The 26,549-nt window shown below is 63.0% G+C and carries 19 protein-coding genes; 15 read left to right on the top strand and 4 right to left on the bottom strand.

Annotated elements, in window-relative coordinates:
- The first annotated feature begins 7 nt into the window (after positions 1 to 7).
- The 6 genes from ABNU97_RS03095 to ABNU97_RS03070 are packed head-to-tail and all read left to right on the top strand — an operon-like array spanning position 8 to position 5,242.
- Positions 8 to 1,372: an aminodeoxychorismate synthase component I gene (locus tag ABNU97_RS03095; protein ID WP_348765286.1), complete on the top strand. Its 1,365-nt coding sequence runs from the start codon at positions 8 to 10 to the stop codon at positions 1,370 to 1,372.
- Entirely contained in the window at positions 1,365 to 2,237 is an 873-nt protein-coding gene (gene pabC / locus ABNU97_RS03090; protein WP_348765285.1) for an aminodeoxychorismate lyase, read from the top strand. Before ABNU97_RS03095 ends, pabC begins: the two co-directional genes overlap by 8 nt.
- The gene (mltG, locus tag ABNU97_RS03085; RefSeq protein ID WP_348765284.1) at positions 2,230 to 3,231 is read left to right on the top strand and encodes an endolytic transglycosylase MltG; all 1,002 of its coding nucleotides are present in this window, start codon (positions 2,230 to 2,232) and stop codon (positions 3,229 to 3,231) included. The genes pabC and mltG overlap by 8 nt, the downstream gene beginning before the upstream one ends.
- A complete protein-coding gene (gene tmk, locus ABNU97_RS03080) occupies positions 3,228 to 3,866 on the top strand; it encodes a dTMP kinase (RefSeq protein WP_348765283.1) in 639 nt (212 codons plus the stop codon). The genes mltG and tmk overlap by 4 nt, the downstream gene beginning before the upstream one ends.
- Positions 3,863 to 4,873 carry a DNA polymerase III subunit delta' gene (gene holB / locus ABNU97_RS03075; protein WP_348765282.1) on the top strand — a complete coding sequence of 337 codons (1,011 nt, stop codon included), beginning with the start codon at positions 3,863 to 3,865 and terminating at the stop codon, positions 4,871 to 4,873. Before tmk ends, holB begins: the two co-directional genes overlap by 4 nt.
- On the top strand, positions 4,874 to 5,242 hold the full coding sequence (locus tag ABNU97_RS03070) for a PilZ domain-containing protein (protein WP_293625081.1): 369 nt from the start codon (positions 4,874 to 4,876) through the stop codon (positions 5,240 to 5,242).
- 50 nt (positions 5,243 to 5,292) lie between these two features.
- Here ABNU97_RS03070 and ABNU97_RS03065 read toward each other — a convergent pair whose 3' ends face one another.
- The gene (locus tag ABNU97_RS03065) at positions 5,293 to 5,982 is read right to left on the bottom strand and encodes a TetR/AcrR family transcriptional regulator (RefSeq protein ID WP_348765281.1); all 690 of its coding nucleotides are present in this window, start codon (positions 5,980 to 5,982) and stop codon (positions 5,293 to 5,295) included.
- 276 nt (positions 5,983 to 6,258) lie between these two features.
- On the opposite strand from ABNU97_RS03065, the gene ABNU97_RS03060 reads away from it, so the two are divergent.
- From ABNU97_RS03060 to recQ, 3 genes are all read left to right on the top strand, one after another.
- Positions 6,259 to 8,511, top strand: coding sequence for an acyl-CoA dehydrogenase (locus ABNU97_RS03060; protein WP_348765280.1), 2,253 nt, complete (start codon positions 6,259 to 6,261; stop codon positions 8,509 to 8,511).
- Positions 8,512 to 8,681: 170 nt separating this feature from the next.
- Positions 8,682 to 9,386, top strand: coding sequence for a hemolysin III family protein (locus ABNU97_RS03055; RefSeq protein ID WP_348765279.1), 705 nt, complete (start codon positions 8,682 to 8,684; stop codon positions 9,384 to 9,386).
- Position 9,387: 1 nt separating this feature from the next.
- Positions 9,388 to 11,202, top strand: coding sequence for a DNA helicase RecQ (gene recQ / locus ABNU97_RS03050; protein ID WP_348765278.1), 1,815 nt, complete (start codon positions 9,388 to 9,390; stop codon positions 11,200 to 11,202).
- Between the two features lie 215 nt (positions 11,203 to 11,417).
- Here recQ and ABNU97_RS03045 read toward each other — a convergent pair whose 3' ends face one another.
- The 3 genes from ABNU97_RS03045 to ABNU97_RS03035 form a co-directional block, all read right to left on the bottom strand.
- The gene (locus ABNU97_RS03045; protein ID WP_348765277.1) at positions 11,418 to 12,131 is read right to left on the bottom strand and encodes a M15 family metallopeptidase; all 714 of its coding nucleotides are present in this window, start codon (positions 12,129 to 12,131) and stop codon (positions 11,418 to 11,420) included.
- Between the two features lie 213 nt (positions 12,132 to 12,344).
- Complete coding sequence (locus ABNU97_RS03040; RefSeq protein WP_348765276.1) at positions 12,345 to 13,775, bottom strand: APC family permease; 1,431 nt, start codon at positions 13,773 to 13,775, stop codon at positions 12,345 to 12,347.
- A gap of 233 nt (positions 13,776 to 14,008) precedes the next feature.
- Entirely contained in the window at positions 14,009 to 16,036 is a 2,028-nt protein-coding gene (locus ABNU97_RS03035) for an NADPH-dependent 2,4-dienoyl-CoA reductase (protein WP_348765275.1), read from the bottom strand.
- A 145-nt stretch (positions 16,037 to 16,181) separates the two neighbouring features.
- Here ABNU97_RS03035 and ABNU97_RS03030 point away from each other — a divergent pair, with 145 nt between their 5' ends.
- From ABNU97_RS03030 to ABNU97_RS03005, 6 genes are all read left to right on the top strand, one after another.
- Positions 16,182 to 18,056: a sigma-54-dependent Fis family transcriptional regulator gene (locus ABNU97_RS03030; RefSeq protein ID WP_348765274.1), complete on the top strand. Its 1,875-nt coding sequence runs from the start codon at positions 16,182 to 16,184 to the stop codon at positions 18,054 to 18,056.
- Between the two features lie 347 nt (positions 18,057 to 18,403).
- Positions 18,404 to 20,206 carry an NAD(P)/FAD-dependent oxidoreductase gene (locus ABNU97_RS03025; protein WP_348765273.1) on the top strand — a complete coding sequence of 601 codons (1,803 nt, stop codon included), beginning with the start codon at positions 18,404 to 18,406 and terminating at the stop codon, positions 20,204 to 20,206.
- 375 nt (positions 20,207 to 20,581) lie between these two features.
- The gene (locus tag ABNU97_RS03020; protein WP_348765272.1) at positions 20,582 to 21,250 is read left to right on the top strand and encodes a DNA-3-methyladenine glycosylase I; all 669 of its coding nucleotides are present in this window, start codon (positions 20,582 to 20,584) and stop codon (positions 21,248 to 21,250) included.
- Between the two features lie 12 nt (positions 21,251 to 21,262).
- On the top strand, positions 21,263 to 22,045 hold the full coding sequence (locus ABNU97_RS03015) for a hypothetical protein (RefSeq protein WP_348765271.1): 783 nt from the start codon (positions 21,263 to 21,265) through the stop codon (positions 22,043 to 22,045).
- Between the two features lie 172 nt (positions 22,046 to 22,217).
- The gene (locus ABNU97_RS03010) at positions 22,218 to 23,414 is read left to right on the top strand and encodes an efflux RND transporter periplasmic adaptor subunit (RefSeq protein ID WP_348765270.1); all 1,197 of its coding nucleotides are present in this window, start codon (positions 22,218 to 22,220) and stop codon (positions 23,412 to 23,414) included.
- 8 nt (positions 23,415 to 23,422) lie between these two features.
- Positions 23,423 to 26,527: an efflux RND transporter permease subunit gene (locus tag ABNU97_RS03005; RefSeq protein WP_348765269.1), complete on the top strand. Its 3,105-nt coding sequence runs from the start codon at positions 23,423 to 23,425 to the stop codon at positions 26,525 to 26,527.
- Positions 26,528 to 26,549 lie beyond the last annotated feature (22 nt).

Here is a 26,549-nt window from a genome sequence, read left to right as displayed (position 1 = left end):
CACGTCTGTGCGCGAGTCAATTTCCGGCGATGTGCATATCGTCGAAATACCGTTAGGCAACACGCCGGATCTTGCCCGGGTGGCGGCGTTGGCCCCCGAGCGCTATCCGTTTCTTCTGGAAAGCAGCGCCGGCGCGGCGGCACAGAGCCGCTTCGATATGCTGCTGGGGTTTCCTGGCGACACGCTCACCGTCACCGCGCAAGACGCGCACACCGATTTCTTTGCCGCGCTGGATCAGCGCGCGGCCGACCAGCGCCGCAGCCATGTGCCGGGGCTGCCGTTCGTGGGCGGCTGGTTCCTCTATCTGGGCTATGAAATGGCCGGCCGTATCGAACCGAGCCTGACTATGGCGCGCATGTCGGACGCGGCACTGCCGGACGCGCTCGCGGTACGCTGTCCCGCCGCGTTCGTGCACGACCGGCTAGAACAGACGCTGTATCTCGTGGCCGAGACCGACCACGCCGACGCGTTGGACATCATGCGCGACGATCTGGCGCAGGGCATGCGGTCTGCGCTCTCGGCGCAGGCGCTGCCCGCAACATGGCAGGAGCAGCCGCCCTCGATCTATATGGCCAACGTCGAGCGCGCGCGCGAACTGATTCATGCCGGCGACGTGTTCCAGGCCAATCTGTCCCGCGCCTGGCATGGACGCCTGCAGCACGACGTTACGCCGGCGCGCGTTTATGCGGCTCTGCGCGCGGCGAACCCGGCACCGTTTTCCGGGCTTGTGCATTGGGGCAACGCCGCGCTTGTATGCTCGTCGCCTGAGCGCCTGGTATCCATCGACCAGGGTATCGCCCAAACCCGGCCGATCGCCGGTACCCGTATGCGTAGTGCCGGCACCGATGCCGGCATGACCGAAGAGCTCATCCGGCATCCGAAAGAACGGGCCGAGCACGTCATGCTCATCGATCTCGAACGCAACGACCTGGGTCGCGTCTGTCGGCCCGGCACGGTCGAGGTCGACGAGCTCATGTGTATCGAATCCTATGCGCACGTCCACCATATCGTGTCGAATATTCGCGGTACGCTGGCGCCGGCAGTGGGCCCCGGCGCGACGCTCAAGGCCGTATTTCCGGGCGGCACGATCACCGGCTGCCCGAAGGTGCGCTGCATGGAAATCATCGCCGAACTCGAAAACGAGCCACGTGGCGCCTATACCGGCAGTATCGGCTATCTAAGCCGCTGTGGTCGGCTGGATACCAATATCGTGATCCGTTCGCTCACCCAGCAGGGCCAGGATCTGACGTTGCGTACCGGCGCCGGCATCGTGGCCGATTCGATTGCCGAGAAGGAGCTTGAAGAAACCCGTATCAAGGCACGCGGCGTGTTGCGCAGCTTTGTCGATGGCAGCGGCCATGCCTATGGATGAACGGGTTCGCGTCGACGGTCACGCCATGTCTGCGGTGCCGGTGGGCGATCGCGGCCTGGCCTATGGCGACGGCATCTTTCGTACGTTGAGAATCGAAGCCGGACGTGCGTTGGCCTGGTCGGAGCATTGGCGGCGCCTGCAGCATGATTGCGCCGCGCTCGGGCTCGGCACGCCGGCTGAAACCGATATCCATGACGATATCCGGGCCCTGTTCGGCGACGCCGACTACGGCGTATGCAAGATCATGGTCACGCGGGGCAGCGGCGGGCGCGGCTATATGCCGCCAAACCCGCCGCGGCCGCGCCGTATCGTGAGCGCACACGAACTGCCCGCGCATGCGCGGGGCGTGCCCGCGCCGCTGGCTTTGGCGCGATGCTCGATCGAGCTGGCCATCCAGCCGCGCCTGGCCGGCATCAAGCATCTCAACCGGCTTGAGCAGGTGCTGGCGCGCGCGGAGTGCGACGCCCGCGGCCAGGCCGATGCGTGGATGGCCGATGCCGAAGGGTTCGTGATTGCCACCACCATGCGAAACCTTTTCTTTATTGATGCCGATGGCGAGTGGTACACCCCGAGACTGGCGCGGGCAGGTATCATCGGGGCCACACGCCAGCGGCTCTGGCGTAAGCTCGAACAAGCCGGTAGGCGGGTAAGCGAACGCGATATCCGCCCGTCGGACCTCAGCGGTTGCAGTGCCAGCGTCGCCTGCAACAGCGTGGGCGGGGTGGTCGCGATATCGCATCTTGATGGTCGTGCGCTTGACCAGAGCGAATCGGCGGCCGAGTACGCGCGCAGCTTATTGAACGAACTCGACACTCGCGCGACTCAACGCAGCGAGAGCAACGACAAGGCAGGTAGCGGTGATTAAACGGGTGGTATGGGTTGTGATCGGCCTGGGCGTGTTGGCATGTGCCGCGCTGGCGATCGATACGACCCGGTTTTTCAATTCGCCGCTGAACAACGGCGAGGGCAAGCTGCTGACCGTGGATAGCGGGATGAGCTTCACCGCCATCGCCCAGCGCCTGCTGGCCGAAGACATCATCACGCGCCCCCGCGATGCGAAATACCTGTCGCTGTATGCGCGCTTTCAGGGTGTGGCTGGCGACATCAAAGCCGGCGAGTACGTGGTGCCGGCGCGCCAGACACCCGCCCATCTGCTGGAACTGCTGGTTTCGGGCAAGACACGGCAATATCGGCTTACCCTGGTCGAAGGCTGGCGTTTTTCCGAATTCCGCAAGCTCATGGCCGAAAACGACGCGATCGATCATCAGTTGACCGGCAAGAGCGACGCCGAGGTGATGGCCGCGATAGGCCATCCGGATGAAAATCCGGAAGGGCGCTTCATGCCGGACACGTATCTGTTTCCACGTGGCATGACCGATATCGCGTTTCTCAAGCGCGCCTACCAGGCGATGCAGCGCTATCTCGATACACAATGGGAACAGCGTTCCGAAAATACGCCGGTCGAGACACCCTACGAAGCGCTGATTCTTGCGTCGATCATCGAAAAGGAAACGGCGGTGCCGGCCGAGCGTGGGCGGATCGCCGGCGTGTTCGCACGGCGGCTCGAGAAGGGCATGCGCCTGCAAACCGACCCGACCGTGATCTACGGCATCGAGGACTACGACGGCAATATCCGGCGTTCGGATCTGCGCCGCGATACGCCCTACAACACCTATACCCGGGCCGGCTTGCCGCCCACGCCGATTGCCATGCCCTCGCGCGCGGCAATCAAGGCTGCCCTCAATCCGGAGCCGGGGACTGCGCTGTATTTCGTCTCGCGTGGCGACGGCAGCCACGTGTTTTCCGACACGCTCGCCGAGCACAATCGCGCGGTCGACGAGTATCAGCGGGGCTCTTGAGCGTGGCGGTCGTGGATGACGGGGCGCGTTTTATTGCCTTCGAAGGCGGGGAGGGTGCCGGCAAGAGCACCCAGATCGCAGCCGTTGCGGCGATGCTCGAGGCAGCCGGCCATGACGTGGTCTGCACGCGTGAGCCGGGCGGTACCGCGCTCGGTGAAGCGATACGCGGCGTGCTCATGGGCGAATACGATACGCCCATGCCGCCGATGAGCGAACTGTTGCTGGTCTTCGCCGCCCGCGCCGCCCACTTGAACGAGGTAATCGAGCCGGCCCTGAGTCGCGGCGCCTGGGTGCTCACCGATCGCTTTACCGATGCCAGTTATGCCTATCAGGGCGCCGCACGCGGGTTGGGCAGCGAAACGGTCGCGGCACTGGAAACCCTCGTCCAGGGCGAACGCCGCCCGGACCGGGTGCTGCTGTTTGATCTGCCGGTCGACCAAGGGCTGGCACGTGCCGGCAAGCGCGGCGAGGGCAATCGGTTCGATCGGGAAACGCTGGTTTTTCACGAAACCGTTCGCGCGGCGTATCTGGCACGTGCCGAGGCACAGCCGGCGCGCTATCGCGTGATCGACGCGGGCGAAAACCCCGATGTCGTTCGTCGCCATATCGAGCAGGCGCTGGCCGATCTGATATGAGCGATACCCCCGCCGACGACGTCGCCAAGCCGTCCTGGCATGCCACCCTCTGGGCGCGTATGGCCCAGGCGATGGCGATGGACCGTGTCGCCCACGGGCTGCTGGTGTGCGGCCCGCCGGGCATCGGTAAACGCGTGTTTGCCGAGCGTATCGTGGCTGCTTTGCTATGCCGCGAGCCCGACCGTAACGGCGATGCCTGCGGCCATTGTGCGGCCTGCCGCCAGCGCCAGGCTGAAACCCATCCGGATATCTCGCGCCTGACACCGGAGGAGACCGGCAAACTCATCAAGGTCGACCAGGTACGCGCCTTCTCCCAACGGCTGCAGCTTACCCCCCAGTACGATAGCGGCCGTATCGGCTGGATCGACCCGGCCGAGGCGCTCTCGCCCAGCGCTGCGAACAGTCTGCTCAAGACGCTCGAGGAACCGCCGCCGGCCTGTCATATCGTTCTGGTCACCGACCGTGTATCGGCATTGATGCCCACGATACGCAGCCGCTGCCAGCTCTGGCGGCTCGCGCCGCCGGAGCCCGTCGAGGCAAGGCAGTGGCTTGAGGCACGGCAGGTCGATTGCGACGGCCTGGATGTCGACAGTCTGCGCACACCCTTCGCCGTGGTCGATCGCCACGCCCAGGATTACGCCACCCTGATCGACGGCTGGGACAGCGCGCTATCCGACGTGATACGCAATCGCGAGGACCCGGCCTCGGCCGCGGAACGCCTGGCAAAGCAGCCAGCGGATCTGTTGACCGATTGGCTCTATCGCCGGGCGAGCGGCCTGCTATCGCTCGCCCTCATGAAAAACGGCGATCCGGCCGATAACTCACAGGCGTTGCCGGAGAGCCTGGCACGGGTCGCCACGCGCATGGACCCGCATGCTTTTCAGCCCTGGTGCGCGCAGGTGGCCGAGGCTGCGCGCCTGGCACGCAGCAATGCCGACTGGCAACTGGTGGTAGAGTCATTGCTGCTGGATCTGAAAACCCGTCTCAAGCGCAAGCCGAGTAGATAGATGCCCGAACAGAATGTTGCAAGCCAGTCCGGAATCGTTCGGTTGGATGTGGCCGACCGCGCCGAGCTGTGTGCCGCTTATATGCCGTTCGTGACCAACGGTGGGCTGTTCGTGAAACAGCAGTATCTGACCCAGACGACTTACGATATGGGCGCAGACGTGTTTCTGCTGATGCACCTGGTGGAACAGAACGAACGTCTGCCCGTCGCCGGCAAGGTCGTGTGGGTTACGCCGCGCAACACCGGCAGCCAGCGCCCGGCCGGCATCGGAGTTCAGTTCGCCGCCCAGGACGGCGGTGCCACGCAGCAACGCCTGGAAACGCTGCTTGCCGGAATGCTCGAGAATCGACGCACCAGCTATACCATGTAGCGCACCCGCGCCTGCCGTGGATCGCCGGGGCCGGGCGAGCGATTGTCGCGTCAGCCCGCGGCGGTTGCCGGTTCGCTGGCCGGCGCGCGCTCACTGAGCTGCTCGGCGAGCACACGTTCGCTGGCGATAGCACGCCAAACCATGTTGAACATGGCCGGTGCCTTCTCGGCGAGGGGCCGCTTGCGGCCACGCAGTAACCACATCGCCACCATGCGATTGGCCACCCCCCAGATAAAATCGGAAATCTCGATCTCGTCGACTTCGTCGGTGAGCACGCCACGTTCGCGCCCGTCATTGATCACGCCCAGAAATACCGACATGAGCGCCGGCTGACGGAAGGTGTCGTCGTCACGCCAGGTGCTCAGATAGACCGAGCTCAGAATGATCTGCGCGACCTTGGGATTGCGCTCGAAATAATCGAGCAGCACCCAGAACACCTTGCGCAGGCGATCCTCGAAATTTTCGATGCCCTGGAGATGATCGATCATGCGATTGGCCAGATCGCCCAGCCAGGTATCCAGGCTGGCGAACAGCACCGCTTCCTTGCTGCCATAGTATTTGTACAGCGTTTGCAGGCTGATTCTGGCCTCGCGCGCGATGTTGATCAGCTTGACGCGATGGAACTCACGCTCGGAAAACAATTCCAGCGCTGCGGCTTCGATACGAATACGCGTTGCGGGGTCCAGACGCGAAAGCGTCCGTTCACGTTCGCTGGTGGTTCTGGGGTATCGATCAATCACGGGTAACACTCATTACGCGCCAAATTCTAGGCGACTGTATCAAGCTCCGTGTATGTGCCCAAGTTTGCATAACTGGCTGAAATAATTGCGGGCAACTTGAAATCGCGCAGGGTAATGCGTGTACCGGTCGATCAAAAGCGGCGCCAGGGTATTGGAAATTACCTTTGTGCAGCGCATCGGGCGCGGGTATAGTCGGGTAAGCACCCAGTGCGGCCACAGCTTGCCTGCGAGCTTTCGTCGAGCCGCGCTCCCGACGCTTCGAGCCATGGAGATGCCATGTTTGCGACACTTCTGAAGAAGATCAACGACGCCAAACTATTGCCGAAAATATCGGATACAGAGCGCCATGCCCTTGAGGCCGGCTCGGTCTGGATCGACGGCGAGTTTTTTAGCGGTAATCCAAATTTCCGTGCCATGATGGACGAAGCCTATCCGGGCTTGTCCGAGGAAGAACAAGCGTTTCTGGATGGCCCGGTAGAAGAATTGCTGCATCGCGTGGATGGCTGGAAGCTGCGCGAAACCCGCCGCATTCCCGACGATATCTGGCAGTTTCTGCGTGACAAGGGCTTTTTCGGAATGATCATTCCGAAAGAGTACGGCGGTTCCGGCTTCTCCGTGCTCGCCCGCAGTGCGGTCATGACCAAGACCTCGGGTCTGGGCCCGGTCGGCACCCTGATTGTTATCCCCAATACCCTGGGGGCAGCGGAGCTGTTGCTCGAGTACGGCACCCAGGCGCAGAAAGACAAGTATCTGCCGGGGCTTGCGAGCGGCGAATATGTACCGTGCTTTGGTCTGACCGAGCCCACGGCCGGCTCCGATGCGGCCTCGATCAAGGCCGAGGGCGTGGTATTCAAGGACGATGACGGCGCAGCCAAGATTCGACTGAATTTCTCCAAGCGCTACATCACGCTGGCGCCGATCGCCAATATCGTCAGCCTTGCCTGCTCGCTGCACGACCCGGACAACCTGTTGGGCAAGGGCGAATTTCCCGGCATCACCGTGGTCATGCTCGAAAAGGGCATGCCCGGGCTGGAGCTGGGCGATCATCATCTGCCGATCGGCGCTTTCGACAATGGCCCCATCTACGGCAAGGACGTGGTCGCGCCGGTGGAAAACATCATCGGCGGCGTCGACGGGGCCGGCCAGGGCTGGCGCATGCTCATGGAACAGCTCGGCGGCGGCCGCGCCGTATCGCTGCCGGCCAGCGGTGTGGCCCTGGCCAAGACGAGTGCCGCTGCGGTGGGTCCGTACAGCATCGTGCGCGAGCAGTTCGGTATTCCGATCGGCCTCATGGAAGGCGTGGAGGCCAAGATCGCGCGAATCGCCGCTTTGACCTACACCCTGGAATCCGCGCGCGTCTATGTCTGTGCAGGTGTCGACAATGGCAACCACCCGCCGGTGATTTCGGCCATTCTCAAGCAGCAGACCACCGAGATCGGCCAGCAGCTGGTGACCGACGGCATGGATGTCATGGCCGGCGCCGGCGTCATGCAGGGCCCGAACAATATCCTCGGCGGCGGTTATACCGGCGCGCCGGTGAGTATCACCGTGGAAGGCGCGAATATTCTTACCCGCACGCTCATGATCTTCGGGCAGGGCGCAGTACGCTGCCATCCGTTCGCGCTGGATACGCTCAACGCCGTCCAGGCCGACGACGTACCGGCCTTCCGCAAGGCGATCCTGGGCTGGATGGGTCACTCGGTTAAGAATTTCTTCCGCGGCATTCTGCGCGGGGTTACCCGTGGCTGGACCGTCCGCACGCCGGTAAACGATGAAACCGCGCAGTACTTCCGCAAGCTCGGCTGGGCGTCGAGCCGATTTGCCTTCCTGACCGATCTGGCCATGTTCCTGATCGGCGGCAAGCTCAAGCAGCGCGGCAAGATTTCCGGGCGTTTCTCCGATGCCCTGTCGTGGATGCTGTTCGGCGTGACCACGCTGCGTCGCTTTAAGGCCGAAGGCAGTCGCAAGGAAGACCTGCCCCTCGTGCACTGGGCGTTGCGCTACAGCCTGCACCAGGTACAGCTGGCTTTCGAAGGCATTTATGCCAACTTCGACGTGCCGGTGCTGGGTTGGATTCTGCGCTATCCGGGCCGCTTCTGGCTCAAGATCAATCCGCTGTCCACCGGTCCGCGCGACTCCATGGACCGTGCGGTCGCGGCCAGCATTCAGGCGCCGGGCGCACAGTACCAGCGCGTGGCCGGCGGCATGGGTACGCCGCGCGACGACGAGCCCGGCATGGGCCGTCTGCTCAACGCCTGGCGTCTGGTCAGCGAAGCGCAGGAGCCGACGATGCGGGTTCGCAAGGCCCTGCACAAAAAGCAGATCCAGGCCCCGAACCTGCTCGAGGCGCTGGAGTCGGCGGTCGGCGTGGGCGTGATCACCCAGGACGACGCCGCCAAGATCCGCAAGGCCGAAGCCGCGCGGCTCGAGGCCATCCAGGTGGATACCTTCTCGGCCGAGGAGTATTACAAGGATGAAGTCTCGGACAATATCGAAGAACCGCCTTTTGCGCGTGCGGCCAACCAGTAACCGGCGCTAGCGCGGAACTGGCATTAAAGGCGCCTGCGGGCGCCTTTTTTGTTTGTGTAGGCGGCTAAACCCAGCAAGGGTTTCGCATGCGCGCAGGCGCGGCGGGCGCAGGGAACGCCGCATCGATATTGAAGGGGCAAATCGTGCAAGGGCATGGCAGAATGCGCGCCATGAATACGACCACCCAACCCCCGCTCACGCGTCGCGTGAATAGTGCCGGCTACACGCTCGGCGAAGAGATTGCCAACGCCATCACCTCCGGTATCGGTACTGCACTATCGATAGCCGGGCTGGTGGTGATGGTGGTATACGCCACGCAGCTGGGTAACGTCTGGCACGTCGTCAGCGTAACCATTTTCGGCATCGCGCTCATTCTCAGCCACCTGTCGTCCACGCTGTATCACGCGGTCCATCCGCCGCGCGCTAAAAGCGTGCTCAAGGTTTTCGACCATCTCGCGATCTACGTGCTCATCGCGGGCACCTATACGCCGTTCACGCTGGTGAACCTGCGCGGTGTCTGGGGCTGGACGCTTTTCACCCTGATCTGGGCGCTGGCCGTGGGTGGGGTGCTGATAAAGCTCACCCGGCTGAATAACGTCAAGTATCTATCCACCGCGTTCTACGTGGCGATGGGCTGGACGGTGGTGCTGGTCATCGGCCCGGTGATCGAGAACGTGGCCATGGGCGGGGTCTGGCTGCTGCTGGCCGGCGGTATTTCGTACACCGTGGGAGTGCTCTTTTATGCCTGGAACAGCATGCCGTACAACCATGCGATCTGGCATCTGTTCGTGATTGGCGGCAGCGTGTTTCATTTCTTTGCCGTGCTGTTCTACGTGATTCCGCTGGCGCCGTCGGCGGCGGCACTGCTGGGCTGACGTGGCCGCCGAGCAGGCAACGCCACAGGGGGTTCTCCAGTCGGTCTTCGGTTACGACGCGTTTCGTGGCCGCCAGGCTGAAATCATCGATACCGTCTGCAACGGCGACGACGCGCTCGTGCTCATGCCGACCGGCGGCGGCAAGTCGCTGTGCTATCAGATTCCGGCGCTGGTACGCGATGGCGTGGCAATCGTGGTTTCGCCGCTGATCGCGCTGATGGCCGATCAGGTCGCAGCACTGGAACAGCTTGGCGTACGCGCGGCCTATCTCAACTCAACCCTTGATTTCGCCGATCAGCAGGCCATCGAGCAGGCGATGCGCGCAAACACCATCGACCTGGTGTACGTCGCGCCCGAACGGCTCATGCAGCCGCGCATGCTCGATCTCGTGGCCGATTGCCGTATCTCGCTGCTGGCGATCGACGAGGCCCACTGCGTATCGCAATGGGGGCACGACTTTCGGCCCGAGTATCGCGCGCTGGCCGCGCTCGCCGACCGCTTTCCCCAGGTGCCGAGGGTTGCGCTTACCGCGACCGCCGACCTGCCGACCCGTGCCGAGATCATCGAACGGCTGCGCCTCGAGCAGGCCAACGTTTTTCTGCACAGCTTCGACCGCCCGAATATCCAGTACCGGGTTGCCGAACGCGGCAGCGCCAAGCAGCAGCTTCTCGATTTCATAGAACGCGAACATGACGGCGAGGCCGGGATCGTCTATTGCCTGTCGCGCCGCAAGACCGAGGAAACCGCAGAATGGCTCAATCAGCGCGGCAAGACCGCGTTGGCCTATCATGCCGGGCTGCCCGCGCAGCTGCGTCAGACCCATCAGGCGCGGTTTCTGCGCGAAGAGGGCGTGATCGTGTGTGCGACGGTGGCCTTCGGCATGGGCATCGACAAGCCCGACGTGCGCTTCGTGGCCCATGTCGATCTGCCGGCGAGTATCGAGGCCTATTACCAGGAAACCGGGCGCGCCGGGCGTGACGGTGCCCCGGCCACCGCCTGGATGCTCTATGGCCTCAACGATACGGTGCAGCGCTCGCGCATGATCGAGCAGGGCAATGCCCCCGAAGAGCGCAAGCGCGTGGAACGCAGCAAGCTCGATGCAATGCTGGCCTACTGCGAGCTGGCCAGCTGTCGGCGGGTCAGCCTGCTGGGTTATTTCGGCGAACAGCGCGAACAGCCCTGCGGCAACTGCGATACCTGCCTGAACCCGCCCGAAACCTACGATGCGACCCGGCTGGCGCGGATGGCGCTATCGGCGATCTATCGCACCGGCCAGCGCTTCGGCACCGGTTACGTGATCGACCATCTACGCGGCAGCGCAAGCGATCGGGCGGTTGAACTCGGCCACGACGGGCTGTCGACCTTCGGCGTGGGCGCCGAGGTGGAAACCAAGCAATGGCGATCCATCATCCGCCAGCTTATCGCCCTGGGATATGTACGCGTCGATCCCGCCTACGGCGGTCTGGCCCTGGGCGCGCACTGCAAGCCGCTGCTCAAGGGCCGGGAGACACTGGAGCTGCGCGTGGATCGCAGCGGCAAGCGCGGGCGCGCGCGCAGCCGCCTGAAAAAGGAACTGCCGCCCATCGAAATGGAAGACGAACCGTTGTGGGAAGCACTGCGGGAGCTGCGTCTGCGTCTGGCCAAGGAACAGGATGTCCCGCCCTACGTGATCTTTCACGATGCCACCCTGCGCGAGATGCTGGCACGCCGGCCCACGAGCACCGCAGAACTGGAGAACGTACCGGGCATCGGCGAGAAGAAACGCGACGCCTATGGCCGTGAATTCGTCGACCTGATCGCCGAATACACGCGCTGACCGCTCGCAACACGGCGGCTTGGATTACGAATTCGCAACCCGGCCCAAAAATAGATTATTCAGTCGGTGGTTTCTCGGCTTGATCACGCGCATGTGCGAGAGCACGCGCCGCACTCGATCGTCGTGAACTCTTTGGCAGAAACAACCGACACGGGCCCGCGTTTCTTTTGGTGGCGTTCAAAGCAGCGGCCGCAGGCAGCTGTTCCGGCGGGGGATCAATAGGGCAGTTCGCCCCAGCGAAACGCCGGTTCCGCGGCGCCATAGAGCGCATGTGGATGGCCGCCTAGCGTGGCCCATAGCTGGTCGCCGTAGTCGTAGTGCCACCACTCGCTGGGCAGGTTGACGAAGCCGGCATCGCCCATCGCGTGATAGAGCAGGCGCCGGTTGTCGCGCCAGTTCAGGGGCTGCGCGTCGTCGCCCGGCGCGGTTTCGAAATACGCCGTATGCGAGGTATCGCTCATGGCATCGAAGTCGCTGCCCATGGCGAGCAGTCGGCCCTGGTCGTCGGCGATGGACAGATCGACCGCGCCACCGGTCAGATGATAGGGCGGGCTCTGAGCGAGATCGGGCATGGGGCGGGATACGAATTCGTCGATATGCTCGAGCCCGCCGCCTTGCTCGAGTTCACGGGCAAAGCGCTCGAACAGCCAGCGCTGCAGAGACAGCGGACGCCATGCATCGAACAGCACCAGCCGATAGCCCGAGGGCAGCGACGCGGCTGCCTGTAGCAGCCGTTCCAGCACGCCTTCGCGCACAAAGCACTCGGGCAGGGCGCCCGGCAGGCCTTCCAGATGGTAGCGCGGGCGTACCAGCACGCGGTCGGGGGCCAGGCTCGCGGGCACCAGCGCTTCGCCGTTGTCGGCAATGGGCAGATGGCGAACACGGGCGCTATCCACGGGGGCGGCAACGGGGACCGGGCGTTCAATCATCGAGGTGTCTCCTCAGGGCCTGTCTACATTAACGAAATCGGCGTGCCGCGAACCATTTTCGCGCAATCCAATGCGCGGCGAGCGTGGCGTTGTTTCGCGGCATGAGCGAGCTGCAATGTCGCGCTGCTCGTCGTTCATTGGGCTCACCAAATATCGCGCCTCGCGCCCTGCCTGGCGAACTTCCGGCACGCAGCGCGCAGATTGGCGCTCGCGTTAACAGGCCGTAGAACCATCAGCCGAGCCGGCGTTTGCCGCCGCCGGGCCGAGTAACGCCGCCATGGCCCGATCGCGACTCATGGCGGGCGGTGCAATGCGGTAGATCAGCGTGCCCAAAATCAGCCACACCAACAGGATGATGTATTCGTGCGGCCACAGCAGCGACATGCCGGTTCCCGGCAGGAGCGTGAGCAGGATGATCGCGGTAGCCGCGAGCGCGCCGATTGCGGGCAGCAGCAGCCAGCGTACGCGATAGGGCGGGTCGGCATCCGGCTGCAGGGACCGTATGCGGTAGAGGCTGGCCACGGCCAGCAACCAGGCCAGGCCGATATAGATGCCGCCGGTATCCAGAAACCAGGTCAGCGCGGCCTCGCCCAGCCCGCCCAGGGCGAGCACTAGAATCAGCGTGAACAGCAGGGCCGCATCGGGCGTGCCACGGTGTGCGTCGACGCGGGCGAAAACACGCGGAAACAGGCCGGCACGGGCCAGCGCCAGCATCACCCGCGAGCTGGCCGCGAACAGGGCAATGAAGCTGGTCAGAAGCCCAAGTAGGGCAATGGCGTAGGCGCCCCAGGCCAACGCCGGAAATCCGGCGATACGGTAGGCATCGATCGTGCCTTGCTCGAGTTCGGCAGTGCGTTGCCAGGGGATGACCCATGCCGAGGCGGTGAGCACGACGACATAGAACGTGCCGGCCAGTACGACCGTGGTCATCACGGCCACGCCAATGAGCCGCGGTGACAGGCGTGCGTCTTCGGCGAGCATACCCACCAGTGAAAAACCGGTCAGAAAGGTCATCGCCGGCAACACGAAGCGCAGCGTATCGGCCACGGGCCTGCCATCGGCCGCATAGGCCGGCCAGAAATTATCAAGTTCGCCGTAGCCGAACCCCACGAGGGTCAGGCCCAGGCCGATCAACAGCATGGCGAGGAACAGCGAGATCTGCACGCCGCCGCCGAGTTTCAGTCCGTGCCGGTTGATCGCATAGACGGCAATCGCCAGGGTCGCGCCAATGAGCAATACCGGGGCATGGACCGTCTCGCCGGCCAGGGTATAGAGCGCGCCGCTGTGGATGGCCGGAAACACCCTCGCAAGCAGGCCGCCGGCGGCCGCCACATAGAACGCCAGCGAGCTGACATAGGCACCGATCAGCAGCCAGCCGGCCACGAAAGCCGTGGGCCGTCCGAAGGCCACAAACGTATACACGATTTCGCCGCCGGCACGCGGGTAGCGCGACGCCAACTCGGCATAGGCAAAGGCAACACAGGCAGCCAGCACCGCGCCTATGATCAGGCCGAATATCTCGCCGCCGGCACCGTAGGCGGCAAAGAACTCGCCGTTGGTATAGATCCAGCTCGTACCGAGCACGCCGGCCGCGCCCATGGCGATCAGGCCGAACAGGCCCAGGCTCTTGTTGAGGTCGCCCATCGAGGTCAACCGGGACGTGTCGACTGCATGATGCACGCAGTGTGGCGGTATTGCGTACGCATGCAAAATGCCGCGCCGTGCTCAGTCAAATCAGCGGCCGCTTCAACCGCCGGCTGCTGCGCCGGCGACGAACGTATTGCGGTCGCTTAAAAAGTGCGCGGGCGGCGGCCTTGCATCGCCGTCGCCCGCGCTGTCTTATCGATGCCCCGCACTCGCGCGTGGCAGGTCTTGGCTCAAAGCGCCGCCGCGAGCTCCGCGGCTTCACGTATGGCCCGTTTGGCGTCGAGTTCGGCGGCCAGCTGTGCGCCGCCGATTACGTGGGTCTTGACGCCGCGCGCGCCGAGCGTGTCGGCGAGTTCGCGCCGCGTCTGCTGACCGGCACAGATGACCACGGTATCCACGTCCAGAACCTGGGGCTGATCGTCGACCCGAATATGCAGCCCGGCATCGTCGATACGCTCGTAGGTGACGCCGCCCATCATGTGCACGCCCTTGTGCTTGAGCGAGGCGCGATGGGCCCAGCCGCTGGTCTTGCCCAGCCCCTTGCCGGGTTTGGCGTCGGTACGCTGGAGCAGCCAGACCTCGCGCGGCGAGGGTTCCGGGTCCGGCTTAATGAGCCCGGCTTCATGGGTCAGGGTCGGGTCTACCCCCCATTCATCGAAGAATTTCTGTTTGTCCTCGGCCGGCGACGGACGTGTATGGGTGAGAAATTCGCTTACGTCGAAGCCGATACCGCCCGCGCCGATTACGGCAACGCGGCGTCCGGCCTCCACGCGGCCGGTGATGATATCGATATACGAGGCCACGCTTGGGTGCTCGATACCCTCGATCGCCGGGGTACGCGGGTTCACGCCGGTGGCGATCACGCGTTCGTCGAAGCCCATCGCGACCAGATCGTCGGCATCTACGAGCGTATTCAGCCGGATATCCACGCCGAGCAGTTCCAGTTTGCGCGCGTAGTAGCGCAGCGTTTCGTAGAACTCTTCCTTACCAGGGATACGCTTGGCCATGTTGAACTGGCCCCCAATTTCGCTGGCGCCGTCGAACAGCGTAACCCGATGGCCGCGTTCGGCCAGCCGCGTTGCGGCTTCCAAACCCGCCGGGCCGGCGCCCACCACGGCGATATCGCGGATTTTCTTTGCCGGGCCGAAATTGAGCTTGGTTTCATGGCCCGCCCGCGGGTTGACCAGGCAGCTCGCGCGCTTCCATTGAAAAGTGTGGTCGAGACAGGCCTGGTTGCAGGCGATACAGGTATTGATTTCGTCAACGCGGGCGCTGGCCGCCTTGTTGACGAACTCCGGATCGGCCAGGAACGGGCGGGCCATCGACACCATGTCCGCGGTGCCGTCTGCCAGCAGCGATTCGGCCACGTCCGGCATGTTGATACGGTTGGTGGTGCACAGGGGCAGGGCGACTTCGCCCTTGAGCTTTTTCGTCACCCAGGCAAAGGCGGCCCGGGGCACGCGTGTCACGATGGTGGGAATACGGGCCTCGTGCCAGCCGATGCCGGTATTGATAATCGTCGCGCCCGCGGCCTCCACGGCCTTGGCCAGGCGTACGATTTCTTCCCAGCGCTGGCCGTTTTCCACCAAGTCGAGCATCGACAGGCGATAGATGAGTATGAAATCGGGCCCGAGGGCCTTGCGGATGCCCTCGACGATCTCGACCGCGATCCGCTGACGGTTCTCGACGCTGCCGCCATATTCATCGTCGCGGTCGTTGACGCGCTCCACGAGGAACTGGTTGATCAGATAGCCTTCCGAGCCCATCACCTCCACACCGTCGTAGCCGGCCTCGCGCGCGAGCTCGGCACAACGGATATAGTCGCGAATGGTGTTCTTGACCCCCTGGGTGGTCAGTCTTTTCGGCTTGTAGGGCGTGATCGGCGACTTGCGATCGGACGCCGACACGATGAACGGGTGATAGCCGTAGCGGCCGGCATGCAGGATCTGCATGCAGATCTTGCCGCCCTCGGCATGCACCGCGCGGGTGATCTTGCGGTGTGGCCAGACATGCAGGCGATGCGACATCTGCCCGGCCATCGGCGAGACCCAGCCGGCCACGTTCGGCGCGATGCCGCCGGTGACGATCAGGCCGACGCCGCCCGCCGCACGCTCGGCAAAATAGGCCGCCAATTCGTCGTAATGCCAGAAGAAATCCTCCATGCCGGTATGCATGGATCCCATTAGCACGCGGTTCTTGAGCTGGGTAAAGCCCAGGTCCAATGGCTCGAACAGTTTTGGGTAATCGCTATTATTCATCGTCTTCCTCGAAGGCCGTCGCACGGCGATTATATCGGGGGTTTGTCTGTAACCGGGATCACCGTGATGTTTGCGCTCTGCGGCGAAGGAACGATTGTGGTCGTGGCATCGCTATGCCAGTGTCGGCTCGAAAGGAGAGTGCGGCATGATGTCAATAGAATCGCACGTCAAGGAGATCGAACGCGTTACAGCCGGCACGTTCAGCGGGCGCGACACGGCCGTGGTGCAATCGTGGCGGCGCTGCGTGAACGATTACCGGCTGGACCCGGCCAACGCCCGGGACGCCTACATCGTTCCGCAGGCACGCCTGCGCGAGCATCAGGAACAGGCCGAAGCGTTGATTCGTATCAGCCGTGCCGGCCTGGCATCGCTGTTCGATCAGGTTGCAGCCGATGACTACGTGCTGCTGCTATCCGATGCCCGGGGCGTCGCGGTGGATTATCTGGGCCATCCGCGCCTGGATCGCGAACTGCGCGATGCCGGGCTCTACCTGGGGGCGGAATGGTCGGAAAGCCGGGCGGGCACCTGTGCGGTTGGGGCCTGCCTGGTCAGCGGCGAAGCGGTGACGATCCACCAGGATGACCACTTCGACCCGACCCATACCCCGCTGACCTGCACCGCCGCGCCCATCTTCGACACCCAGGGCGAATTGGCGGCGGTACTGGATATGTCGCAGCTGCGCTCACCGGCACCCAAAAGCAGCCAGCGGCTGGCGCTGCATCTGGCCAAGGCCACGGCACGGCGTATCGAGATGGCGAACCTCGTGGCGCGAACCGGCGACGAGTGGGTGCTGAGGCTTTCGCGCACGCCGGATTTCCTCGACACCGCGCCCGACGCAGCCCTGTCGCTCGACGGCGCCGGGCGTATATCCGGCGTCACCGGCAGTGGGCTCGCCGCCCTGGAGCGCAGGCTCGGCTGGCCGATCGGTGCGCCTCGGGCATTGATTGGCCGCCCCATTTCTTCACTGTTCGATATCGGTATCGACGACTTGCCCGCGTTCATGCGCGGTCAGCCGACGGGTGACCGCCTGCTGCATGCCAACGGCCGACCCTTGCTGTTTGCCAGCGCCATGTCGCCCGCCGACGGTGACCGCTTGGCCAGCTCAGCTAGACCGGCCAGACCGCGGTCGTGGCTCGATTCGACCGCCACGCAGCGGCAGGGCGATGCCCGCGTACAGGCCATGCAACAGCATGCCGCAAAGCTGGCGAAACGCCGTATTCCGATCCTCATTCAGGGCGAAACCGGCACGGGTAAGGAAGTGCTAGCCCGGGCCATTCATGCCGACTGTAACGAGGGCGGGCGCTTCGTGGCCGTCAATTGCGCGGCGATTCCCGAACACCTCATCGAGTCCGAGCTGTTTGGGCATGTACCCCATGCCTTCACCGGCGCGGCCCGCAAGGGCCGAACCGGGCTTATCGAATCCGCCCAGGGCGGCACGTTGTTTCTCGACGAAATCGGCGATATGCCGTTATCGCTTCAAACACGCTTGCTGCGCGTGCTCGCAGAGAGCGAAGTCGTACCGGTCGGCGGCGTCGAGCCCCGGCCGGTCGAACTACGGCTGATATCGGCCACCCATCAGGCCTTGGAAACCCGGCTGGCCGAAGGGCGTTTTCGCGAGGATCTCTACTACCGGCTGAATGCCGCGACGTTGCACCTGCCGGCGCTGCGCGAACGCAGCGATCTCGATGCGTTGCTGGGCGAACTGCTCGTCGACATTGGGAATCGTTATAACGCGCATTATCAGATCGACCCGAAGGCGCGGCGACTGCTTCACACCTATCGTTGGCCGGGCAATGTTCGTGAGCTGCGCAACGCCTTGGAAGTGGCAAGCGCACTATGCGACAACGGCCTGATCCGCCGCGAACATCTGCCTGAGGCAATCCGCCAGCCTGCCGGTGGCGATCCCCGCGCGCTGCTGCACCGGCTTGAACAGTGCCAGGGCAACGTCTCGGCGCTGGCCCGCGAGCTGGGCGTCAACCGCTCTACCGTACATCGCTGGCTCAGACGCGCTCGAAGCTGACCGCCTGTCGCCCCACCTGTGGCAATACCTGTTGCACCGCATGCGTTACACCGCCCGCACATCGGGCGCTAACGTAAGCTAAAACAAGGCGTTAAACGAACGGCACGGCTCTTGCTCCAGTGGCTACAACCGCCGTTGGAGGGTCAAGAACAGGTACAGAAGAGATGCCATTGGGAAACAGCGTGGCGCTGGCCGGGCGGCGGCCTGCGTTTGCCCGGCGACCCGTACGCCGCGGTGTGCCCACGGCAATTGCCCTCGACGACGGTTTTCACCGTAGTTCAGACCAAAAAAAACGGGGCCAATCGAACGCCCTTTAACCGTCCCGAAAAATGCAAGGAGGAGAGTCCATGCTGGACACAACCGTGGCCGTAGAAGCCAACAACGTACTCAACCGTCTCGACGAAGCGCTGACACAAAATGATATCGAGGCGGCCCTCGAACTGTTCGCCGATGAGTGCTATTGGCGGGATATGCTCGCTTTCACGTGGAACATCAAGACCGCGGAAGGCAAAAACGGCATCCGCGATATGCTGTCCGAATGCCTCGAACAGGCCCAGCCGCACGCCTGGGCGCTCAATGCACGCGAATCGGTGACCGAAACCGACGGCGTGATCGAAGCGTGGTTCGAGTTCGAAACCGAGGTTGCCCGCGGCAGCGGATTCATGCGCATCCGGGACGGTCTGATCTGGACGCTGCTCACCACGATGGACGAGCTCAAGGGGTATGAAGAGGCCACCGGCACAGCCCGACCGCTGGGCGCGAAACACGGCGACGATCAGGGCAAGCCTACCTGGAAGGAAGAACGCGACCATGAGCTGGCATCGCTCGGAGTGGATACCCAGCCTTACGTGCTGATCATTGGCGGCGGGCAGGGCGGTATTGCCCTCGGCGCGCGTTTGCGCCAGCTCGGGGTGCCGGCCTTGATTATCGAGAAAAACGAACGTGCCGGCGACTCATGGCGCAAGCGCTACAAGTCGCTATGCCTGCACGATCCGGTCTGGTACGACCATCTGCCCTATATCAAATTCCCGCGCAACTGGCCGGTTTTCGCGCCGAAGGACAAGATCGGTGACTGGCTTGAGATGTACGCGCGTGTCATGGAACTCAACTACTGGGGCTCCACCGAAGCACGCCGGGCGAGCTACGACGAAGCCTCCGGTACCTGGACGGTCGAGGTCGAACGCGACGGGCAAACCATTCCCCTCAAGCCCCGCCAGCTGGTGCTGGCCACCGGAATGTCTGCCAAGGCGAACGTACCGGACATCGAAGGCCAGGATGTCTTTACCGGCGTTCAGCAGCATTCCTCGGAACACCCGGGGCCGGACGGGATGACGGATAAAAAGGTGGCCGTGATCGGCTCCAACAATTCGGCCCACGATATCTGTGCCGCGCTGGCGGAAAACGGCGGCGATGTCACCATGATTCAGCGTTCGTCCACGCATATCTCGCGCTCCGAATCATTGATGAAGTATGCGCTGGGGCCGCTCTATTCGGAGGAGGCGCTCGCCAACGGGATTACCACCGAGAAGGCGGATATGTTGTTCGCCTCCATCCCCTACGCGATTCTGGCCGATTTCCAGAAGCCGCTGTTCGACGAGATACGTCGGGTCGACGCCGACTTCTACAACCAGCTCGAAAAGGCCGGTTTCATGCTCGATTTCGGCGCCGATGACTCGGGCCTGTTCATGAAGTATCTGCGCCGGGCATCGGGCTATTACATCGACGTCGGCGCCTCGCAGATGATTATCGACGGCCGTATCAAACTCGAAAGCGGTGCCGAAGTGGCCCGCCTGACCGAAAACAGCGTCCAGCTCGAAGATGGACGAGAAATCCCGGCCGGCGTCGTGATCTATGCGACCGGCTACGGATCGATGAACGGTTGGGCGGCGGACCTGATTTCTCAAGAGGTGGCCGACAAAGTCGGCAAGGTCTGGGGCCTGGGCTCCGACACGCCCAAGGATCCGGGCCCGTGGGAGGGCGAACAGCGCAATATGTGGAAGCCCACACAGCAAGAAGCGCTCTGGTTCCATGGGGGGAACCTCGCCCAATCAAGGTTTTATTCGCACTTTCTTGCGCTGCAGCTCAAGGCGCGAATGGAAGGCATCGATACGCCGGTTTACGGGCAACAACCGGCCTATCACCGAAGTTAGAATTCACGTGAACTATTAATCCAGTGTAAAACGGCTGACTGAGTCAGCTGTCGGTTACCAACGCCATCGGGAGAAACGCCGGCATCTGTCCGTCGTCTCTCTCGATGGCGTCACAGCCGCTGGCCGCTGCGCGAATGCTCTCGAACAAGCGCATTATTAACCAGCAAATCATCGATTTATGGCGGGTTAATTAAAGCGGTTTCGGCCCCTTGTTCATAATTTCATGCAGGTCGATAGTCGGGGCGTTCGCACCGACGCTCGATCGATGTGTTGCGCGCAATAATATACCCGGCCATCCCCGTAAACGCGCTAAGTCGGCGTATCCACTGCCTATCTACGGTAAACTTCGGTTTGTTATCGAAGAGAACGTAGCGCATGACCGAATTTTCGGTTGTAGAGAAGCGAGCGCGTGAGCGCGTGGGAGGCGTCGACGCGCTCGAGTCCCGCCTGATCCGGCCTGAACCACCGGAGTCGCTCGCCATGATCGGCGACGATCGTTATTTGTCGGTCATGAATCGCCGGATATTCAGGGCCGGGCTGACACACCGCCTCGTCGATGCGCGCTGGCCGGCGTTCGAGATTGCGTTCGCAGATTTCAACGTCGATACGGTCGCCGCTTTTGACGATACCGACCTGCAACGTCTGGCCCGAGATGAAGCACTGATTCGTCACCGCAAGAAAATCTTCGCGGTTCGCGATAACGCGATCGCGATGCAGGCGATTATTGCCGAATTCGGCAGTTTCGGCGTTTGGCTGGCGGATTGGGCAGAGGACGAAACCGTGGAGTTGTGGCTGGAGCTGCGCACACGCTTCACCCAGCTGGGCGGCAATTCGGCGCCGGCATTTCTTCGCATGTGCGGCAAGGACACGTTCCTTCTCACCAACTGGGTTGTGCGGGCACTGGATGAATGGGGCGTCTATCGCGGACGTACGAGCAGCCGCGCCGCGCTCATGCAAATTCAACGGGTATTTGATACCTGGCATCAGGAGAGTGAACGTCCGCTATGCCAACTCAGCCAAATACTCGCATTATCAATAGATTAGAGCGTATATCGAATGTCGGTTAAAGGTTTTTTTCGGAATGTGTTTTTGGCGGCGTTGTGCGTAACGGCCGTGGTCCTGGTATCGGGTTGCGGACAGGGCGCGACAAACACGGTTACGGTCACCGGCGTGCTTGACCTCGGCGGCGCGGATGCGTTGCCCGAAAAAGCCACCGCGCGTATCAGCATATTCGAGCAACGGCCGGGCGGGGGCGAGAAGCGGATTGTCGCCGAGCGTACCCTGCACGATTTGGAAAGTAAGTCGATCAAATTCACGGTCGATATCGAGCGTGATCTCATTGATCCCGACGGCGACTACCGCCTGCGTGGCGAGATTCTTTCGGCCGATGGCGCGATCCTTTGGCATTCAGAAAAGGTAAGAAAAATCAGTCCGTCGCAAGGGGAATCGGAGGTTCGACTTGAACTGGTGCCGAACGCAAGCGATGCCGATCTCAGCTTCGAGCAGTTTCGTTGCGACGATGGTTTTCACTTCGCGGCGGCGATACGCCCGGAGCGCGTAGTGGTGCGTCTGGGCAACCGACGATTGGGCATGCCGGCGACAGAGCGTAGCGATACGTTCCAGGGTGAGCACGGCAATCAGCTCGTACGAAACGCGCAGGGCATCGAGGTCCGTATCGATGACAGCGCGCACAAGAACTGTTCGGTGGTCGCCAACCAGTCGCCGCCTGCGACCGATGAAGCATCGTCCGAGCCGCAGACCGAGGCGTCCAGCCCGGGTAAGAACGAGCACGAGACCTCTGCGGGGCAAGAACGCGCCGAAAAAGACACAAGCAACTGAATTGGGCGGGCCGAGCGCTATAGGTTGGCGAGGTCGCCAGTCGCGTTAAGCCCACCGGCAGCATAGCCACGTCTTTCGGGGCGGGCGCTCGGCTATGGCCGCGCCGCGCGTCGGGCAGTTATGATAATCGTCGGCGTTGGAAACGAAGCGGGCCGACGCTTGGGGAGCAGGCGTGAGCACGCCTGTGCTGCGGCGGCGCAGCGCCTTTCAGGGGGAACGGATGATTAGCGACGTCGAACGCGGTATATCGCTATCGCGCTCCGGGGCCTTGGTGCTGTATCTCGTGCTCTCGAGCTTGCTGCTGGCGTGCGGCAGCGACCAAGAGCAGGCACCGCCAGAGCCGAAACCCATTACCTGGGCGATCGTGCAAACCGCCGAGAACGGCCACACGCGTTCGATTAGCGGCGTGCTGCAAACGCCGCAGCGCGCGCCGATGGCGTTCGAGGTGCCAGGACGCGTGGCTAGCGTGAATGTCGAAACCGGCGGCGTATTCGAACGCGGCGATGTATTGGCTGCGCTCAACGACCGCAGTTATTCGCTCACACTGGCTCAGCGCAAGGCCGAGCTGGCAGAAGCGCGCGCGGCGAGCGAACTTTCCCGAACGCGTTTTGAAAGAGCGCGTGCATTGCGTGAATCCAACGCGATTTCGCAGGCCCAGTACGACACTGATGCCGCCACGCTTGCGAGCGACCGCAGTCGGGTGGACACGGCACAGGCGCGCGTCGATATCGCAGCGAAGGATCTGTCGGATACCCGTCTGATCGCGCCTTATGATGGCACCGTCGCCCGGCGGCACATCGAACCCGCCCAGCGCGTGCCGGCGGGAGAAACCGCGCTCGAGATCCAGAGCCGCGACGATGGCATGGAAGTCGTGGTGTCGGCACCTGAGACATTGATCAACCGCCTCGACCGCGATGCAATGCATATCGTGACTCTCGCGGTGACACCGCAGAGCGCGATGATGGCGAAAATCACTGAAGTGGGCACGGACGCCGGTGATCGCAACGCCTATCCGGTCACACTGGCCATACCCGAGCCGATTGCATCCGCCCGCGCCGGCATGACGGCCGAAGTGACATTGCGCCTGGTCGCTGATGTGGGTGATGCGTCGGACGGGCAGGACAATATCGAAATCCCGGTCACCGCATTCGCACAGGGCGCGGATCGACAGACGTTCGTTTATGTCGTGAATGAAAGCGACCGCCTCGAGCGCCGCGGCGTAACCGTGGCCGATATCAGCGGCGACAAGGCGCTGGTGGCTGACGGTCTTCGGGTGGGTGAGATCGTCGCCAGCCAGGGCGTGGCGTTCTTGCACGAAGGCCAGGCAGTCACCCGTATCGGCGTGGGCGCGCGCCAGTTCAACGAATAACGCCTGCCATGAACATCAGCCAGCTCGCGCTTCGCTATTGGCCGGTGGTGCTGATGCTCGTCGTGGTGGCCACGGTGGCCGGCGTTTTGAGCTATTTCTCGCTGCCCACGCGGGAAGATCCGGAGATCACTATCCGCGAGGCCGTGGTCACCACGCATTTCGAAGGCCTGTCCGCCGAGCGTGTCGAGTTGCTGATCACGAAGACGCTCGAAGAAGCGATTCGCGAGGTGCCGGAGGTCGAGCAGATTCGAAGCACGTCCATGCCCGGCACGTCGATCATCCACGTTGAAGTTCAGGACCAATATTTCGACCTGGAGCAAATCTGGGACGAAATGCGGCACAAGATCGAAGCCGTGCGCGACGACTTGCCGCAGGGTGCGTCCAAGCCGCACGTCAACGACGATTTCGGCGACGTGGCCGTGGTGACGGCCGCGCTGACCTCCGACGATTTCAGCATGTCGCAGATGTTCGACATGGCCCAGCATATTCGCGACCGTTTATATACGGTCAAGCATACCAAGCGGGTCGATATTCTCGGGGTGCAGCCGGAACGTATCTATATCGAGACGACCAACGCCCGGCTCGCCAAGATGGGGCTGGACCCGGAACAGTTGATCGCGACGCTGGCCGATCAGAACATCATTCGTCCCGGCGGTGCGGTCGATACCGGCGGACGCCGCTTTGCCATCGAGCCGAGCGGCCAGTTCGAGGATATCGAGTCCATCCGCGAGGCGCTTATCGCGCTGCCCGATAGCGACAGCGTGGTGCCGCTTCAGGATATTGCCACGGTCGAACGCGGCTATCTCGATCCGCCCGACCAGAAGGCCTACTACAACGGCCGGCCGGCGCTGGTGTTTTCGATCGCAATGCTGTCCGGCAATAGCGTGATCGACTACGGCGAAGACGTTAAGCGCATGATCGCCACGCTGCAGCAGGATCTACCGGCCGGTTACCAGCTGGATATCGCCACGTTCCAGGCCGAGCAGGTGGCCAACACGGTCTACGGCGTCACCGTTAACGTGCTGCAGACGCTGGCCATCGTGCTCGCCGTCGTCATTCTGTTCCTGGGGCTGCGCACGGGCGTGATCGTGGGCTCGATCGTTCCGGCCGTGATGCTCGCAAGCCTTGCGGTGATGGGGTTTTTCGATCTTTCGCTGCAGCGCATGAGCCTGGCCACGCTCGTGATCGCGCTCGGCCTGCTGGTCGACAACGGCATCGTGATCGCCGAAGACTTCAAGCGGCGGCTGGAGGAGGGCGCCAGCCGCGACGATGCGCTCAAACAGACCGGTGATCAGATGGCGATTCCGCTGCTGTCGTCGACGCTGACCACCATTCTGGTATTCCTGCCTCTCATGCTTGCCGAACACGTGGCCGGCGAGTACACGCGTTCGATATCGCTCGTGATCCTTATTACGTTGCTGATGTCCTGGCTTCTGGCCATGGGGCTGACGCCGCTGCTGTGTTATCGCTTCATTCGTGTCGAACCCGGCCGCGGTACGGGGCCGGCGGCGGGCACGGCGCGATTCTCGGAACGCCTGTTTCGGCGTATGAACGGCCTGTATGAAAAACGGCTTCGTCGCGTCATGCAGCGGCCGGTCTTGTTCCTGCTAGCCATGCTGGTACTGCTGGTGGTGTCGGTGGTCGGCCTGAACCGTGCGCCGGCGAAATTCTTTCCCGATTCCGACCGTGCGCAGATTCTCGTTTATGTCGATCGCCCGGCCGGCTCGCCGAGCACGGCCACCGACGCGGCGATCCAGCAGATGATGGCGGTTGTGGATGACGCCGAGCGTTTTCCTTATGTACGCGACTTCGCTGCCTATGTCGGCTTCGGTGGGCCGCGTTTCGTGCTTTCGCTAACGCCCGTCGACCCGGCGCCGTTTCGGGGCTTCATGGTCGTCAATATCGACGACTACGCGCATATGGATCGCGCGGAAGAGGAAATTCGCGCCGCGCTCAATGCCGAGGTGCCGTCGGCAAGGGCGCGCGTCAAGCGCATGTTTCTGGGGCCCAGTGATTCGAGCCAGCTCCAGATTCAGATAAAGGGCCCGGATGCCGACTATATCTATGCGCAGGCGAGTCGGATCGAGAGTCTGATGGCAACGGTGGCGCATACCATCGACGTACGCCACGACTGGGAGAACCGTATCGATGCCATTCGCGTGGATATCGACCAGGCGAGGGCGCGCCGCGCGGGGGTGACGTCGGCCGACGTCGCACGGTCCATGAGCCAGTATTTCGACGGGCGCACGATCACCGAATTTCGAGAGGGCGACGATATCTTCCCGGTCGTGCTGCGCGCGGCCGACGCTGAAAGGCACGATCTCGACCGGGTGAAGTCACTGTCGGTGTTTTCCCAGTCGCAGGGGCATAGCGTGCCGCTGGTGCAAATCGCGGACTTCGAGCTCGTACCTAGGTTTGGGGTGATCGCGCGCGAGGATATGGCACGCACGGTTACCGTCGAAGCCCGCAATACGCAGTTGTCGGCCGAAGACATGCTTCCGCGCCTGCAGGCCCGACTCGACGAAATCGATGCCTCGCTTGCGGCCCATCACCATATCGAGATCGACGGCGTCGTCGAGGAATCGGCCGAAGGCCAAGCCGCCTTATCCGCGAATTTCCCCCTGTGTGCGGGGGCGATGCTTTTGCTGCTGGTTATTCAGTTCAACGGCTATCGGCGGCCGTTGATCATTGTCGCAACGTTGCCGTTGCTGCTCATCGGTGCAGTGATCGGGCTGTATGTCATGCGCGCCAATTTCGGCTTCATGGAAATACTCGGCCTGTATGCGCTCGCAGGGATTCTTCTCAATAACGGTATCGTGCTGCTAGACCAGATTGAAATAGAACGGGCCGCTGACAACACAACGGCCTACGAGGCGGTCATCTCTGCCTGCGTACGCCGTTTGCGTCCGATCATGATGACCACCATCACGACCATCCTCGGTCTGCTGCCGTTGATCATCTTTCACGACGCCTTGTTTTACGGCATGGCCAGCGTGCTGGCGTTCGGCCTGGCCGTGGGCACGCTGCTTACTCTCGGTGTCGTACCAGTGCTTTACTGCCTGGTGTTTCGCGTAAGCAAGCCGGATGCGGCAGAGCACGGAACCGCGCGGTGATTCGCATCAAGCGGATAGGCGG

The sequence above is a fragment of the uncultured Salinisphaera sp. genome (assembly GCF_964012375.1).
Taxonomy (GTDB): Bacteria; Pseudomonadota; Gammaproteobacteria; order Nevskiales; family Salinisphaeraceae; genus Salinisphaera.
The sequence above is the reverse complement of the archived record's forward strand: the minus strand, read 5'-3'. Positions and strand labels throughout refer to the sequence as shown.